Here is a 13,296-nt window from a genome sequence, read left to right on the forward strand (position 1 = left end):
TTTCAGGTACCGAGCGAGGAGAGGACGTCGCGACGCAGCGCCACGCGCGCGGGATCGTCGTGCGCGGCACGGTCCCGCGGGTGCGGCACCTCGCGTACGGCGACGAGCCGGTCGGCGCCGATCAGGGCCACGCGGTCGCCGAGGTACAGCGCCTCGTCCACGTCGTGGGTGACGAAGACGACCGTCGCGCCCGTGCCGAGCAACACCTCGACCAGCAGGTCCTGCATGCCGGCGCGGGTCTGGGCGTCGAGGGCGCCGAAGGGTTCGTCCATCAGGACGGCGCGCGGTGCTCCGGCGAGGGCCCGGGCCAGTTGGGCGCGCTGGCGCTGTCCGCCGGAGACGCGGTGGGGCAACTGGCGGGTCTGCGCGGTGAGTCCGACCCGGTCGAGCCAGGCGGCCGCCTGGGTCCTGCGCTCGGCGCGCGGCAACCCCTTGATGGCCAGCGGGAGTTCGATGTTGGCGCGCAGGGTGCGCCAGGGCAGGAGGGCGTCGTCCTGGAAGACCAGGGCGCGGTCGGCGCTGGGGCCGGTCAGCGGACGGCCGTCCTGGGTGACCTCGCCGGCGAGGGGGGACAGCAACCCGGCGAGCGTGCGCAGCAGGGTCGACTTGCCGCAGCCCGAGGGGCCGACGACGGTGAGGATCTCACCGGAGGACACGTCGAGGTCGACGCCGTCCAGGACGGGTGCGCCGGGGCGGCCGAGGGTGGCCGCCCGCAGTGCCAGGGCCGCGCCGGTACGGGAGTTGGCGCGGGAGCCCGGCTGCTGTGGGGTGGTCGGGGTGTCGGTTCCGGAGCCGGCCCGGGCGCCAGTCCGGCCGTCGGTCCCCGGGGTGGACCGGCCGTCGGTTCCAGGGGTGGACCGGGCGTTGGCCCTCGTAGTGGCTCCCGCAGTTGCTCCCAAGTCGCCTCCGGAGTCGGCCCCGGAAGGCGACCGGACCTCAGACGAGCTGTTCATGGGGCACGTCCTCCTGGGGTGTGGGGCTCGTCGCCGCCACCGGTGCGGTGCGCGGGGCGCGGCCGGTGGGGACGTACGACGTGCGGGGGAGCCAGTGGGTCAGGCGGCGGCCGAGGAGCTCCACGGCGGTGGAGGTGAGCCAGCCGAGCAGGCCGATGGTGACCATGCCGACGAAGACGCCCGGGTAGTCGACGACGGTGTAGTCCTGCCAGGTGCGGTAGCCGACGCCGTACTGGCCGGAGATCATCTCGGCGGAGATCACACAGATCCACGAGACGCCGATGCCGACCGAGAGGCCGCCGAAGATGCCGGGCAGCGCGCCCGGCAGGACCACCGAGAAGAGGACGCGTCGCCGGCCCCCGCCCATGGTGCGAACCGCCTCCTCCCACACGGGAGTCAGGGCGCGGACCGCGTGCCGGGTGGAGACCAGGACGGGGAAGAAGGCGGCCGTGCAGGTGATGAAGACGATGCCCTGTTCGTTCGAAGGGAAGAGGAGGATCGCGACGGGCACCAGGGCGATCGCGGGGATTGGGCGGAGCACCTCGACGAGCGGGCCGAGCAGGTCCTCGGCGAGGCGGGAGCGGGCCACGAGCACGCCCACCGCCACACCGAGGACGGCCGCCAGGGCGAAGCCGGTGAGGATGCGGGTGAGGCTGTCGGTGAGGTCCGTCCAGTAGTCGTCGCCGGTGACCCGGTCGGCGAAGGCGCGGGCCACGTCGGCGACCGTGGGGAACTGCGAGAAGCGCAGCCACAGATCCACGTTCAGGCTGGTCAGCACCTGCCAGAGGCCGAGGGCGGCGGCCAGCGAGCCGATCCGCAGCGCGTACCGGGTCACGACGCCCGCTCCAGAGCCTGGGCGTATGTGACGACCCGGGCGCCCCCGTGGGCGGCGACATAGGCCTGCGCGGTCGCCGGTGCGACGAACGGCAGGAGCTGGTCGCCGTCGGTCACCCAGACCGCCTTGTCGGCGAACCACAGGGTGCCGGTGGTGGCGTCGGGGACGTAGGCGGCGCGGATGCCGGTGGGGTGGGCGGCGACGTAACTCAGTAGCTGAGCGGGGGACTTGAAGCCGACTGTCTTCTCGGATCCCTTGGGCCAGACCTCGCTCGCGGCCGGTGCGGGTGTCGCGGCGAGCCGCTCGGCGTAGGCGGAGGTGCCGAGGGCCCGCTTCACGTACTGGTCGTCCACGAAGGAGTCGACGTCGACGTCTCCGACGAGCTTCGCCGACTTCAGGACCGAGACGTCCTGCTTGAGGGCGGAGACCAGTTGGGGCTTGATCGCCGGGTCGAAGGTGGCGATGCCGTGGGCGCCGTTGTAGAGGTACACGACCTCGGCGGGCAGGCCGGTGGCCTTGGCGACCTTCTCGGCGGCGGTCACCGGGTGGGCGTCGAGGTAGTCGGTGGCCTGGGCCTGGGCCTTGAGGAACGCGTCGAGTACGGCGGGGTGTTGCTTCGCGAAGTTCTCGCGGGCGGTGACGCCGTGGAAGGTGGGGAGGTTCAGTTGGGCACCGTCGTAGAGGGCCTTCGCCCGGCCCTGGAAGGCGAGCAGGCCGGGCCAGGCGACGAACTGGGAGAGGGCGTCGGCGCTGCCCGCCGTGAGGGCCGAAGCGCCCACCGCGGGCTGCTGGTTGAGCTTCTCGATGCCCTTGTCGGGGTCGATGCCGGCGCGTTGCAGGGCGCGGACGAGGGTGCCGTCGGCGGCGGAGCCGACGCTCGTGGAGACCTTCTTGCCCTTGAGGTCCTTGAGGGAGGTGAGTTTCGAACTCGGCGCGGTGACGACGGTGTTGAGGCCGCCGCGGAGGTTGTAGCCGGTGACGGAGACGAGCCGGGTGGGCTGGCCGAGCTGTTTGCCGCGGGCCGCGTTGATAAGCAGCGGGAAGTCGCCCATCGAGCCGATGTCGATCTTCCCGGCGGTCATCTGCGCGGTGATGGGGGCGCCGGTCGCGTAGTCCTGCCAGTCGACCTTGTAGGTGTGGCCGTCGTGCAGGGCGTCGAGCTGCTGCTCGAAGTAGCCGAGGGAGTGCAGGAGGGTGCCCGCGGTGACGGTGTTGATGGTCTTCGACTGGTAGCCCACGGTGATCGTCACCGTGGTGCCGCTACCGGCCTCCGCGCTGCCGCCGCAGCCGGACAGGGGCAGCAGCAGGGCGAGGGCGGACAGGGCGACTGCCGTGCGTTTCATGGGAGTTCGGGCCTCTCACCGGAGCAGATAGGGCATGTTGACCGTGACGGCTCCGGTGGGACAGCGGGCCGCGCACGGACCGCAGTACCAGCACTCATCGACGTGCATGTAGGCCTTGCCGTTGCTCTCGTCGATGGCCAGGGAGTCCAGCGGGCACATGTCGACACACAGGGTGCAGCCGTCGATGCACTTCGACTCGTCGATGGTCACGGGCACGTCGGCCCGCTGGGGCGCCAAGGGCATGGCTGTCTCCAGGGAGGTACAGGCAAGGGGGCGAGATCAGAGGGAGCGGTGCAGCAGGCCGCTCATGGTGATGCGGTCACCGCGGAAGCGGATGAACTCCAGGTCGACCGGGCGGCCGTCGGCGAGGTGAGTGAGGCGTTCCAGCATCAGCACGGCGGTGCCGCGCGGGGCTTCGAGTACGGCGGCGGAGTGGACGTCCGCGTTCACCGCCTCCAGGGTGATCTCGGCGTGGCCGAGCCCTTGCCCGGTGACGGACTCCAGCAGACGGAACACATCGGTGTTCTCCAGGTCGGCGTCGAGCAGCTCGGTGCCGATGTCGAGCGGGAGGTAGGTGAGGTCGAGGGAGAGGGGGATGCCGTTGAGGCGGCGCAGGCGTTCGATGTACAGGACGTCGGCACCGGGCTGGACGCGGAGGCGGGCGGCGACCGGAGCCGGTGCCGGGGCGGGGCCCAGGGTGCGGACCTCGTTGGTGACCTGGCCGTGTTCGCGCAGGGTCTCCGCGAGGCCCATCAGCCGGTCGAGGCCGTGCGGGTACTTCCGCGCGACGACGACCGTCCCGACACCGGGGAGCCGCTCCACGAGCCCTTCCGCGCGGAGCAGGTCCAGCGCCTGGCGGACCGTGTTGCGGGAGGCGCCGTACTCCGTGGCGAGGGTCGTCTCGTGCGGGAGCGCGCCGTCCGCGAAACGGTCGGCGAGCAGCTCGTGCCGCAGCAGGTCGGCGAGCTGCCGGGCCTGATCGGCACGCAGCCGCCGCCGCGCGCGGTGAGCGGCGACGGTGGTCGCGCCCTGTCCTGCGTGGTCCCGGATGCGGTCCGTGGGTGGCATGTTTCGAACCATAGCGACCCGGTAGGGAATGAGGTGTTGCGGGAGTGTTGCGCCACCGGGGCCTCCGGCGGTTGGGCGGTTGAGCTGGGCGGATGGTGGGGCGGTGGGGGACATCTGCCAGGTTCGGGGTGGTGGGGGACCGGGCGAGCGGTGTTGGGCGGGGGCGGAGTAGTCGATCCGGGGCGTGGGCCGAGGGTGGCAGGAGCGCCCGGCTGGGCGTGGTCGGCTGCTGCCGGGCGGTGTGGTCGCGGCGACGCCGTAAGCCGAGTGCGGTTGCCGAGCGCGGACTGCCAAGTGCCCTCGGGCCGGCCGCCGTCGGCCAACGGTGATCAGACCAGGGGCGTCAGCCGAGGGCCGTTCCGCCTTGCCCCGCAGGTCCGCCTGCCGCGGGCCTCAGCTCAGGGCCGTCAACCCCGGTGCGAACACGATCAGCAGGGGAAGCAGGGGGACCAGCGCCGCCACCGTTGTCGTCAGGGCGCGGCGGCGGCGGTCCAGGCGGGGGCGGGGGGTCAGGAGGCGGTCGACGCGTTCGCCCAGGAGGCGGTGGCTGGAGGCGCAGGAGAGGACGCCTCGGTGGTTGTTGAGTTCGATCAGCGCCAACGCCGTGGTCAGGTGGCCGCATTGGCGGGAGGCGGCGTCGTCGGCGGCGAGTTCCACCAGGCGGTGGGTCTGGTCGCAGAAGTGGGCGAACAGCGGGACGTGCGGAAAACCGGAGGCCAGCGCGGTCGACAGATGCAGCAGCCAGTCGTGGTGGGCGCGGGCATGACCGCGTTCGTGGGTGAGGACCGCGTCGAGCTGGTGGCCGGTGAGGCGGTGCAACGCGCCCGTGGTGACGACGAGTTGGGGCGGATGGCCGGGCATCCACCAGGCGTCCGGGTACTCGTCCTCCAGGACCAGCAGTGGACCGCGCGCCGGGGGCAGCCCGGCGGGCAGGTCGGGGGCGCGCTCCCGCAGATGCGCGCGGGCCTGGCCGCGTCGGCGCCGGGCCTCGGCGAGTTCGCGGGCCAGCATCGCGGTCGTCCAGGCGGCTCCGCAGGCCAGCGACAGGGTCAGCGCGACGGCCCAGGCGGGGGCGGCGGAGAGGTCGTAGGCCGCGGTGACGGCGGGCGGAGCGGGGGCGAAGACATGGTCGCGGACCGTGTGGAAGACGGCCGCGGCGCCCAGCACGAGGGCGGCCAGACAGCACAGCAGGACCGTCGCGACCAGGCACTGCCACGCCCACAGGCCGACCACGGGTTCCCGTTCGGGCCACACGGCACGGGTCAGCGCACGCGGAGCCGGCACGGCGGCCGCGAGGGCGACGACGCTCAGCAGGAGCAGGCAGACAGTCATGCCACGGGCTCCGGATCCTGGTCGACAGAAGGTGCGGGTGCGGCTGTACCCGAGGGCCGGCCCACGGCCTGTGTGCCGCCCGACGTCAGTATGACGGCACGGGCGGCCGGAGTCAGGTGTACGGCGAGCACCGGACGAACCGCCCCGCTCGCCGCGCCCGCCGCCTCAGTCCCGGGCCACGATCCGCCCGGTGACCTCGCCCAGACCCACCCGCGTCCCGTTCGCTCCCGGTGCCCACGCCGACAGGGTCACGACATCCCCGTCCTCCAGGAACGTCCGCTTGCCGTCCGGGAGTTCGAGGGCGTCCCGGCCGTTCCAGGTCAGCTCCAGCAGCGAGCCGCGCTCGTGCTCCGTCGGCCCGCTGACCGTGCCCGAGCCGTACAGGTCGCCGGTGCGCAGGGAGGCGCCGTTGGCCGTCATCTGGGCGAGTTGCTGGGCGGCCGTCCAGTACATGGTGGAGAAGGGCGGCTCGGACACCGGGTGACCGTTGATCGCGACCGTGATGCGGAGGTCGTAGCCGCCGGGTTCGTCCTCGCTGTCGTCCAGGTAGGGGAGCAGTGGCTCCGTGCGCTCCGGCGGCGCCACCCGCGCCTCCTCCAGCGCGTCCAGCGGGGTGATCCACGCCGACACCGACGTGGCGAAGGACTTCCCGAGGAACGGGCCGAGGGGGACGTACTCCCAGGCCTGGATGTCCCGTGCCGACCAGTCGTTGAGGAGGCAGAGACCGAACACGTGCTCGCGGAAGTCGGCGAGGCCCACCGGCTCGCCCATCTTCGACGGCACTCCCACCACGAAGCCGACCTCCGCCTCGATGTCCAGGCGGACGGACGGGCCGAAGACGGGCGCGGGGTCGGCCGGGGACTTGCGCTGCCCGGACGGTCGTACGACATCCGTGCCCGAGACCACGACCGTGCCGGAGCGGCCGTGGTAACCGATCGGCAGGTGCTTCCAGTTGGGGGTCAGGGAGTCCGGCGCGTCGGGGCGGAAGATGCGGCCGACGTTCCGGGCGTGGTTCTCGGAGGCGTAGAAGTCGACGTAGTCCGCGACCTCGAAGGGCAGATGCAGGGTCACCGCGGAGAGCGGGTGGAGGTGGGGGGCGATCGTCTCCTGGTGGGAGGGCACCGTCACCCACGCGGTCAGCGCGCGCCGGACGTCCGACCAGGCCGTGCGGCCCGCGGCGAGCAGCGGGCCCAGTGTGGGGTGCGCGAGGAGCGAGACGTAGGGCGAGCCGAGCGCCTGTGCCGCCGCGCCCGCGTCGAGCACCTGGTCGCCGAACCGGACGCCCACGGTCCGCCGGTCCGAGCCGATGGGAGAGAAGACGCCATACGGAAGGTTGTGCGGACCGAAGGGGTCGCCCTCGGGAAGATCGAAGGGGGGCATGGGTGCTGCCTCGCTCTCGTGACTGCTTTCCTGCGAACTCGCATGTGGCCGCGCCACACGTTACGGGGGCGTTGCCCGGACCGGCAGTGATCAGCGGTGATCAGCGGTGACCGACAGTGCCTAAAGAGTTCGCAATGTCCGAATAGGCCTTGTCGGAGGCGGCAATTCCGGCTTAGCGTCCTTTGGGGGACACGGACGGGGTGGGTCCGGTCCGTAGGGGGGACACGTGGGGGGACCCGTGGCCGACAGCACCAGCGGTGTGCCTTTCGAGGCCGATCGCGAGGTGCCGGGCCTGATCGTGAAATTCGGCGACTATCCGCTGCATCACGGCGGGGTGGGCGCGATCCGCAGTCTGGGCCGCCTCGGCGTGCCGATGTATGCGATCACGGAGGACCGTTACACACCGGCGGCCGCGTCCCGCTATCTGGAGCGCGCGTTCGTCTGGCCGACGACCGGCACCGAGGAACCCGAGCGACTGGTGGAGGGCCTGCTGCGCATCGGGCGCCGCATCGGCCGTCCCGCCGTCCTCATACCCACCGACGAGGAGGCCGCGGTCCTGATCGCCGAGCACCAGGACGCGCTCGGCCACCGCTTCCTCTTCCCGCGCGTGGAACCGAAGCTGCCCCGTCACCTCGCCAGCAAGCAGGGGCTGCACGAACTCTGCGTGGAGCACGGCATACCCAGCCCCGCGGCCGCCTTCCCGCAGTCCTACGACGACATCGTGGACTTCGCCGAGAAGGCCCGCTTCCCGATCGTGGCCAAGAACAGGGAGGCGTTCGTACGACGCTCCCGGCCCGCGGTGAACGGCACGACCAGGATCGCGACCCGCGAGGGGCTGCTCGCGCTCGCCCGCGACTGGGGCGAGCACCCGGGCGTGATCCTCCAGGAGTACCTGCCGAGGGAGGAGGCCGAGGACTGGATCGTGCACGCCTACTTCGACCAGGACTCCACCCCGCTCGCCCTGTTCACCGGCGTCAAGGTCCGCTCCTGGCCGCCGCACGCGGGGATGACGGCGAACGCGTACGTGGTCGACAATCCGGAACTCGCGGACATCGCCGCCCGTTTCATCAAACAGATCGGCTTCACCGGAATCATCGATCTCGACCTGCGCTTCGACCGGCGCGACGGCCGGTACAAGCTGCTCGACTTCAACCCCCGCATGGGCGCCCAGTTCCGGCTCTTCGAGAACGAGTCGGGGGTGGACGTCGTCCGCGCCATGCACCTCGACCTGACCGGCCGCTCCGTCCCGGAGGGGGAACAGCGCGCCGGCCACCGGTACATCGTGGAGAACATCGACCTGCCCGCCCTCCTCGCCTACCGTCGCAGCGGCTATACGACGCCGCACGCGCCGGCGAAGGCGAGCGGGACCGAGCTGGCCTGGCTCGCGGGTGACGACCTGCGGCCGTTCTTCACGATGCTCGCCCGCTTCGTGCGGCCGGGCGTGAAGCACCTGTACCAACTGTGGCGTACCAACCGCCGCGGCAGTTCCGACAGTTCAAGCAGCAGCTCCAGCACGAAGTGACGAATTGACGTCCTGGGGAGGGACTTCGTGATTCAACCGGTAGCAGTCATCGGCGCCGGGCCGTTCGGCCTGTCCACCGCCGCGCATCTGAAGGCGCGCGGCATCCCGGTCCGTGTCTTCGGCGAGCCCATGGTCAGTTGGCGTGACCACATGCCCGCCGGGATGCTCCTGAAGTCGACCCCCGTCGCCTCCAGCCTCGACGCCCCGCAGCCCGGCCACAACCTCGTCGACTACTGCGACGCGGCCGGCATCCCCCGCCTGGTCACCGACGAGGACATCATCCCGGTGGAGACCTTCATCGGCTACGGCGAGTGGTTCCAGCAGAAGCTGGTGCCCGAGCTGGAGCGGGTACGGGTGGTGTCCGTGGACCGCAACACGGGAGGCGGCTTCGAACTCAAGCTGGACTCGGGCGAGTTGTTCACCGCAAGGGCGGTCGTGGTCGCGACCGGCCTCTACGGCCTGGCCCACCTCCCGCCCGAGTTGGCGGCAGCGGCGGCCGACGGCCCCGCGCCCACCGGGCCCTTCTCGCACAGCTCCCAGCACCACGACCTCAGCGGCTTCAAGGGCAAGGAGCTGATCGTCGTCGGCGCCGGCCAGTCCGCGTTGGAGACGGCGGCGCTGGCGGCGGAGGCGGGTGCGCAGGTCCGGGTCGTCTCGCGCGGACGCGGCCGGGTGGCGTTCGGCGCACCGCCCTGGGACCAGCCCAAGCTGCGCCCCGAGTCCCCGTTCGGCCGGGCCTGGTCGCTCTGGGCCCTCAGCTACTACCCCCACCCGTACCGCTATCTGCCCGCCGAGACCCGCCACTACCTGGTCCGCCGGGTGCTGGGCCCGCTCGGCGCGTGGTGGCTGAAGGACCGGTTCGAGGGCAAGGTGCAGGTCAGCGAGGTCGACCGGATCGTACGGGCCGACGCGACGACCGGCACCCCCGAGCTGACCGTCGCCACCCCCGGCGGCGGCACCCAGCGGCTCACCGCCGACCACGTCATCGCGGCCACGGGCTACCGCGTCGACATCGCCGCGATGGACTTCCTGGGCCCCGAACTCCGCACCCGACTCGCGGTCAGCCGGGGCACACCGAAGCTCGGCGCCGGGTATGTGTCCTCCGTGCCGGGGGTCTACTTCACCGGTCTCCCGGCCGCGTCGTCGTACGGGCCAGTGATGCGGTTCGTGTGCGGCACGGAGTTCGCTTCACCGCGACTGGCGAAGCATCTGGCGGCGGCGCACGGGTAGTTGGGGCGAAGGGCGCTCAACTCGTCATGGACGACCGGGCGACACGGAAGCCCACGTCGTCGACGCGGAAGGTCGGATGGCTTCGGCGCCGCACCGAAGCACGGCAACTCCAGTGCTCGTCGAACCATCCACCGCCGCGCAGTACCCGGTAGGTGCCGTAGACCTCGGGGTCGTAGAGGTCCCAGCACCACTCCCACACATTGCCCAGCATGTCGTGCAGGCCCCACGGGTTGGGCAGTCGGCCGCCCGGTTCGTGGGGCCGCTCCTCGGAGTTGCCGCGGTGCCAGGCGATGTCGTCGAGCGGTCCGTACCGGGGGCCGCTCGTCCCGGCCCGGCACGCGTACTCCCACTCGGCCTCGGTCGGGAGGCGGAAACCGTCGGCGGCGGTGTCCCGTACGACGGCCTCCCCGTCGACGCCGTACACGGGTGTCAGTCCCTCTTCCCGTGACAGGGCGTTGCAGAAGAGCACCGCGTCCTGCCAGGACACGGTCTCCACGGGGAGCCGATCGCCCCGCGCGGCGCTGGGCCGCTCGCCGGTGACCCGGGCGTACTGCTCCTGTGTGACCGGGAGCCGGGCGAGTGCGAACGGGGCGAGCTCGATCGTCCAACTGCGTTGGCTGCGACGGTCGGAGAGGGTGACGTGCCCGGACGGGACGGGGACGAGTTCGATGTGCGCGGTCATGGCCATGGGTTACGTCAACTCCGTGAGCATCGGCCGCAGACGGGCCGCGAGTTCGGGGTCGGAGCGGTCCAGTTCCGCCGCCACGACCCTGAGTGTCGCGCTCAGCGCACGCCGGAGTTCCCCTTCCGTGAGTGAGCGGACCAGTGTCGCATCCAGTGGGGCCGTCACCTCGTCCGGCAGCAGATGGGCGCCCTTGGCGTACGCCGTGGGGAGGTCAAGTCGTAGGCAGGCGAGGGCGATCGCCTGGTCGCGCAGGGCGCTGATCCAGTGTTCGGCCTGCCACTGGCGGGCCCGTTCGATACAGATGCGGGCGTGCGGGGCGTGGTGCCAGGCGAAGCCGATCAGGGTGTCGCGGTCGGGCGGAGGAAAGTGTTCCAGTGCCTGCGGGCTACCGAACACCGTCCGCCACTGCGGGCCCCGCGCACCGAACTCCGCCTCCGGAGCGAAGGTGATGTCCAGCTCCACCCACCCCGGCAGCAGGAACACCCGGATGACGCTCCCGCCACCGACGCCGAGGTCCCAGTGGTGCCGGGCGTCGAACTCGTCGTAGAGCCACGCGGTCCAGCGGTCCACCGTGTCGGAGACCGTGCCCCGTACCGCGAGCACGAGGTCCGTGTCCGACCAGCGGTCGCCGGTGCCGGTGGCGTGCGATCCGGTGAAGGCGAGGCCGACGATCGACTCGTCGGCCTCGGCGCGGGCGAGCAGGTGGTCGCGGACGTGGTCGCGTTCTTCGGGGGTGAACATGCTTGATCACTCCGGGAGTTGATGGGCGGGTGGCGCGGTGGCAAAGCCGTTCAGGAGGAGGTCGGCCACCCATCAGCGTGTGAACAATCCTGCGGGTCAATACACCTAGCGGCGGTAGATCGTCAGCCAACTGGTCTGATGTCGAAATCTTTCGGGGGGTGACTTCGGGGTCTCAGCCGGAGGCGGCTTCGAGGAGGGTTTCGGCGGCGGTGGTTCGGGCGTAGAGGACGGAGCGGCCGACGCGGTGGGCGCTGACCAGGCCCGCGTTGCGCAGTGCCGTCAGGTACTGGGAGACGCCGGCTGTGGAGAGACCGGTGCGGTGTGCCAATTCGGTGGTGGAAGCGGGGGTGTCCAGTTCGGTCAGAAGCAGGGTGCGGGAGCGGCCGAGTACGGCGGCCAGGGCGCCGGTCCTGGTGGTGGGCCTTGATTCCCAGAGCAGGCCGGTGCCCCGGGCTGGATAGGCGAGCTGCGGCGGGTCGGGCAGCGATGTGCGGCTGCGCAGTCCGGGTCCGGTGAAGGCGGAGGGGATCAGTATCAGTCCCGGGCCTGCGGTCGGCCGGGACAGGGGTTGCTTGCGGCCGGCCAGCCGCAGCGCGTTGTCGTCCCAACTGACTGAAGTGTGCAGGTCGTTGAAGAGGTGGGTTGTGCCGCGTTCGGCGACTTGCCGGGCCCGGTGGAGGATATCGGCGTCGAGCAAGGTGCGGATACGGGCCCAGTAGGGGGCGAGTGCCAGTTCCCAGTAGGTCTCGATCGCCTCGGTGACCTTCGGCAGACGGCTCTGCGGATCGGCGTACAGGGCCCGTGTTCTGAGGCCGAGTCGGCCCTGGTGGCGGGCGAGGTGGTCGAGGTCGCGCCGGATCCGGTCGGAGGGTGCGGCCCGGATCGCCGCCAACTCCGAGGTCAGCGTGGGGGCCGGCCCGGCGGGGGCGGGGTTGAGGAAGTCCGGGACGTAGCCCGAGGGCGGGATCAGCTCGGCGAGCCAGCCCCGGTCCAGCCCGGCGGCTGCCATCCGTGGCCGTACCTGGTCCACCCAGGGGTGGTGCACGGGATGCCTGGCGGCGGAGGTCAGCAGCCGGAAGCTGGGCGTGATCTCCCACATCGGCGAGACGGCGAATCGCATCTGCGCCAGGTCGCCCGCCGAGAACGTCAGCCCTTCCATCACATCCACTCCAAAGATTCAGGCATATCTGAATCAATAGCGCATCGGCTCACGGCGCGGGGATCATCCCGGCATGACAGCGGAGACGATCACTGCGGTGGCATCGGGGACCTGGACGCTCGGCGACCTGGTGGTCAACCGAATGGGCTTCGGCGCGATGCGCCTGACGCAGAACGGCGAGGCGTTCGCCGCCGACGCCGTCCCGAGCGACCGCGCGCGGGCGGTCACGGTGTTGCGGCACGCGGTCGAGCTCGGGGTGAACCACATCGACACCGCCGCGTTCTACTTCTCGCCGCTGCGGTCGGCCAACGAACTGATCAACCAGGCTTTCGCCCCTTACCCTGATGAGCTGGTCATCGTCACCAAGGTCGGACCGGGAAGGGACCCCTCGGGGCACTGGCTGCCCCACGCCACCCCCCGGCAGTTGCGCGGCCAGGTGGAGGAGAACCTGCGCCAGCTTGGCCGCGACCACCTGGACGTGGTGAACCTGCGCATCGTGGGAACCGATTCGATCGCCGAGCGCTTCGGCGCTCTGGCCGAGCTGCGCGAGGCCGGGCTCATCCGCCATCTGGGGCTGTCCAACATACGGCCCCACCACCTCGTCGAGGCCCAGGCCATCGCCCCGGTGGTGTGCGTGCAGAACATGCACGGCATCGGCGCCTCAGCCGAGCAGAAGACGTTCCTGCGCAGCTGCGGTGAGCAGGGCGTCGCCTTCGTGCCGTTCTACTCGATCGCCGGCATCGGGCGCACGGCCGGCGCGAGCACTGGCGACAGTGACGAGGTGAACGCCATCGCCCGCGCTCACGCGGTGAGCACAGCGCAGGTCCGGCTGGCGTGGACCCTGCACCAGGGCCCCCACGTCCTGGCCATCCCCGGCACCGGCAATCCCGACCACCTCGCCCAGAACGTCGACGCCGGCGCCCTGCGCCTGTCCGGGGACGAACTCGCCACCCTGGACTCCGTCCACGGCGAAGCGGCATGACCGAGACCCACCGACGCCCGCACGCGGTTGAAGAGGGCGGCCTGGGCCTGCCGGGCCGCCTGCTGG

Annotated in this window: 13 protein-coding genes; 3 read left to right on the top strand and 10 right to left on the bottom strand. The window is 71.4% G+C overall.

Annotated features, from left to right (window positions below):
* Nucleotides 1-2: 2 nt before the first annotated feature.
* From ABZT04_RS13970 to fahA, 7 genes are all read right to left on the bottom strand, one after another.
* Nucleotides 3-953 carry an ABC transporter ATP-binding protein gene (locus ABZT04_RS13970; protein ID WP_356056420.1) on the bottom strand — a complete coding sequence of 317 codons (951 nt, stop codon included), beginning with the start codon at nucleotides 951-953 and terminating at the stop codon, nucleotides 3-5.
* Nucleotides 937-1,788 (bottom strand): ABC transporter permease, encoded by an 852-nt coding sequence (locus ABZT04_RS13975; RefSeq protein WP_356056421.1) that lies wholly within the window; start codon nucleotides 1,786-1,788, stop codon nucleotides 937-939. The genes ABZT04_RS13970 and ABZT04_RS13975 overlap by 17 nt, the downstream gene beginning before the upstream one ends.
* The gene (locus ABZT04_RS13980) at nucleotides 1,785-3,131 is read right to left on the bottom strand and encodes an ABC transporter substrate-binding protein (protein ID WP_356056422.1); all 1,347 of its coding nucleotides are present in this window, start codon (nucleotides 3,129-3,131) and stop codon (nucleotides 1,785-1,787) included. The genes ABZT04_RS13975 and ABZT04_RS13980 overlap by 4 nt, the downstream gene beginning before the upstream one ends.
* Before the next feature lie 15 nt (nucleotides 3,132-3,146).
* A complete protein-coding gene (locus ABZT04_RS13985) occupies nucleotides 3,147-3,374 on the bottom strand; it encodes a ferredoxin family protein (protein WP_010986276.1) in 228 nt (75 codons plus the stop codon).
* Nucleotides 3,375-3,410: 36 nt separating this feature from the next.
* A complete protein-coding gene (locus ABZT04_RS13990; RefSeq protein ID WP_356056423.1) occupies nucleotides 3,411-4,199 on the bottom strand; it encodes a GntR family transcriptional regulator in 789 nt (262 codons plus the stop codon).
* A 393-nt stretch (nucleotides 4,200-4,592) separates the two neighbouring features.
* Entirely contained in the window at nucleotides 4,593-5,531 is a 939-nt protein-coding gene (locus ABZT04_RS13995; RefSeq protein WP_356056424.1) for a M56 family metallopeptidase, read from the bottom strand.
* Between the two features lie 165 nt (nucleotides 5,532-5,696).
* Nucleotides 5,697-6,911 (bottom strand): fumarylacetoacetase, encoded by a 1,215-nt coding sequence (gene fahA, locus ABZT04_RS14000; RefSeq protein ID WP_356056425.1) that lies wholly within the window; start codon nucleotides 6,909-6,911, stop codon nucleotides 5,697-5,699.
* A 238-nt stretch (nucleotides 6,912-7,149) separates the two neighbouring features.
* Here fahA and ABZT04_RS14005 point away from each other — a divergent pair, with 238 nt between their 5' ends.
* Both ABZT04_RS14005 and ABZT04_RS14010 read left to right on the top strand, forming a co-directional pair.
* On the top strand, nucleotides 7,150-8,433 hold the full coding sequence (locus ABZT04_RS14005; RefSeq protein ID WP_356056426.1) for an ATP-grasp domain-containing protein: 1,284 nt from the start codon (nucleotides 7,150-7,152) through the stop codon (nucleotides 8,431-8,433).
* A gap of 27 nt (nucleotides 8,434-8,460) precedes the next feature.
* Nucleotides 8,461-9,663, top strand: coding sequence for an NAD(P)-binding domain-containing protein (locus ABZT04_RS14010; RefSeq protein ID WP_356056428.1), 1,203 nt, complete (start codon nucleotides 8,461-8,463; stop codon nucleotides 9,661-9,663).
* Nucleotides 9,664-9,679: 16 nt separating this feature from the next.
* Here ABZT04_RS14010 and ABZT04_RS14015 read toward each other — a convergent pair whose 3' ends face one another.
* The 3 genes from ABZT04_RS14015 to ABZT04_RS14025 form a co-directional block, all read right to left on the bottom strand.
* On the bottom strand, nucleotides 9,680-10,351 hold the full coding sequence (locus tag ABZT04_RS14015) for a formylglycine-generating enzyme family protein (RefSeq protein WP_356056429.1): 672 nt from the start codon (nucleotides 10,349-10,351) through the stop codon (nucleotides 9,680-9,682).
* Nucleotides 10,352-10,354: 3 nt separating this feature from the next.
* Nucleotides 10,355-11,089: a hypothetical protein gene (locus ABZT04_RS14020; RefSeq protein ID WP_356056430.1), complete on the bottom strand. Its 735-nt coding sequence runs from the start codon at nucleotides 11,087-11,089 to the stop codon at nucleotides 10,355-10,357.
* A gap of 172 nt (nucleotides 11,090-11,261) precedes the next feature.
* On the bottom strand, nucleotides 11,262-12,248 hold the full coding sequence (locus ABZT04_RS14025; protein ID WP_356056431.1) for a DUF5937 family protein: 987 nt from the start codon (nucleotides 12,246-12,248) through the stop codon (nucleotides 11,262-11,264).
* A 73-nt stretch (nucleotides 12,249-12,321) separates the two neighbouring features.
* On the opposite strand from ABZT04_RS14025, the gene ABZT04_RS14030 reads away from it, so the two are divergent.
* Nucleotides 12,322-13,230: an aldo/keto reductase gene (locus ABZT04_RS14030; RefSeq protein WP_356056432.1), complete on the top strand. Its 909-nt coding sequence runs from the start codon at nucleotides 12,322-12,324 to the stop codon at nucleotides 13,228-13,230.
* Nucleotides 13,231-13,296 lie beyond the last annotated feature (66 nt).

Origin of the sequence: Streptomyces sp. NPDC005492, assembly GCF_040605995.1 — a bacterium.
In the GTDB taxonomy this organism is placed as follows: Bacteria; Actinomycetota; Actinomycetes; order Streptomycetales; family Streptomycetaceae; genus Streptomyces.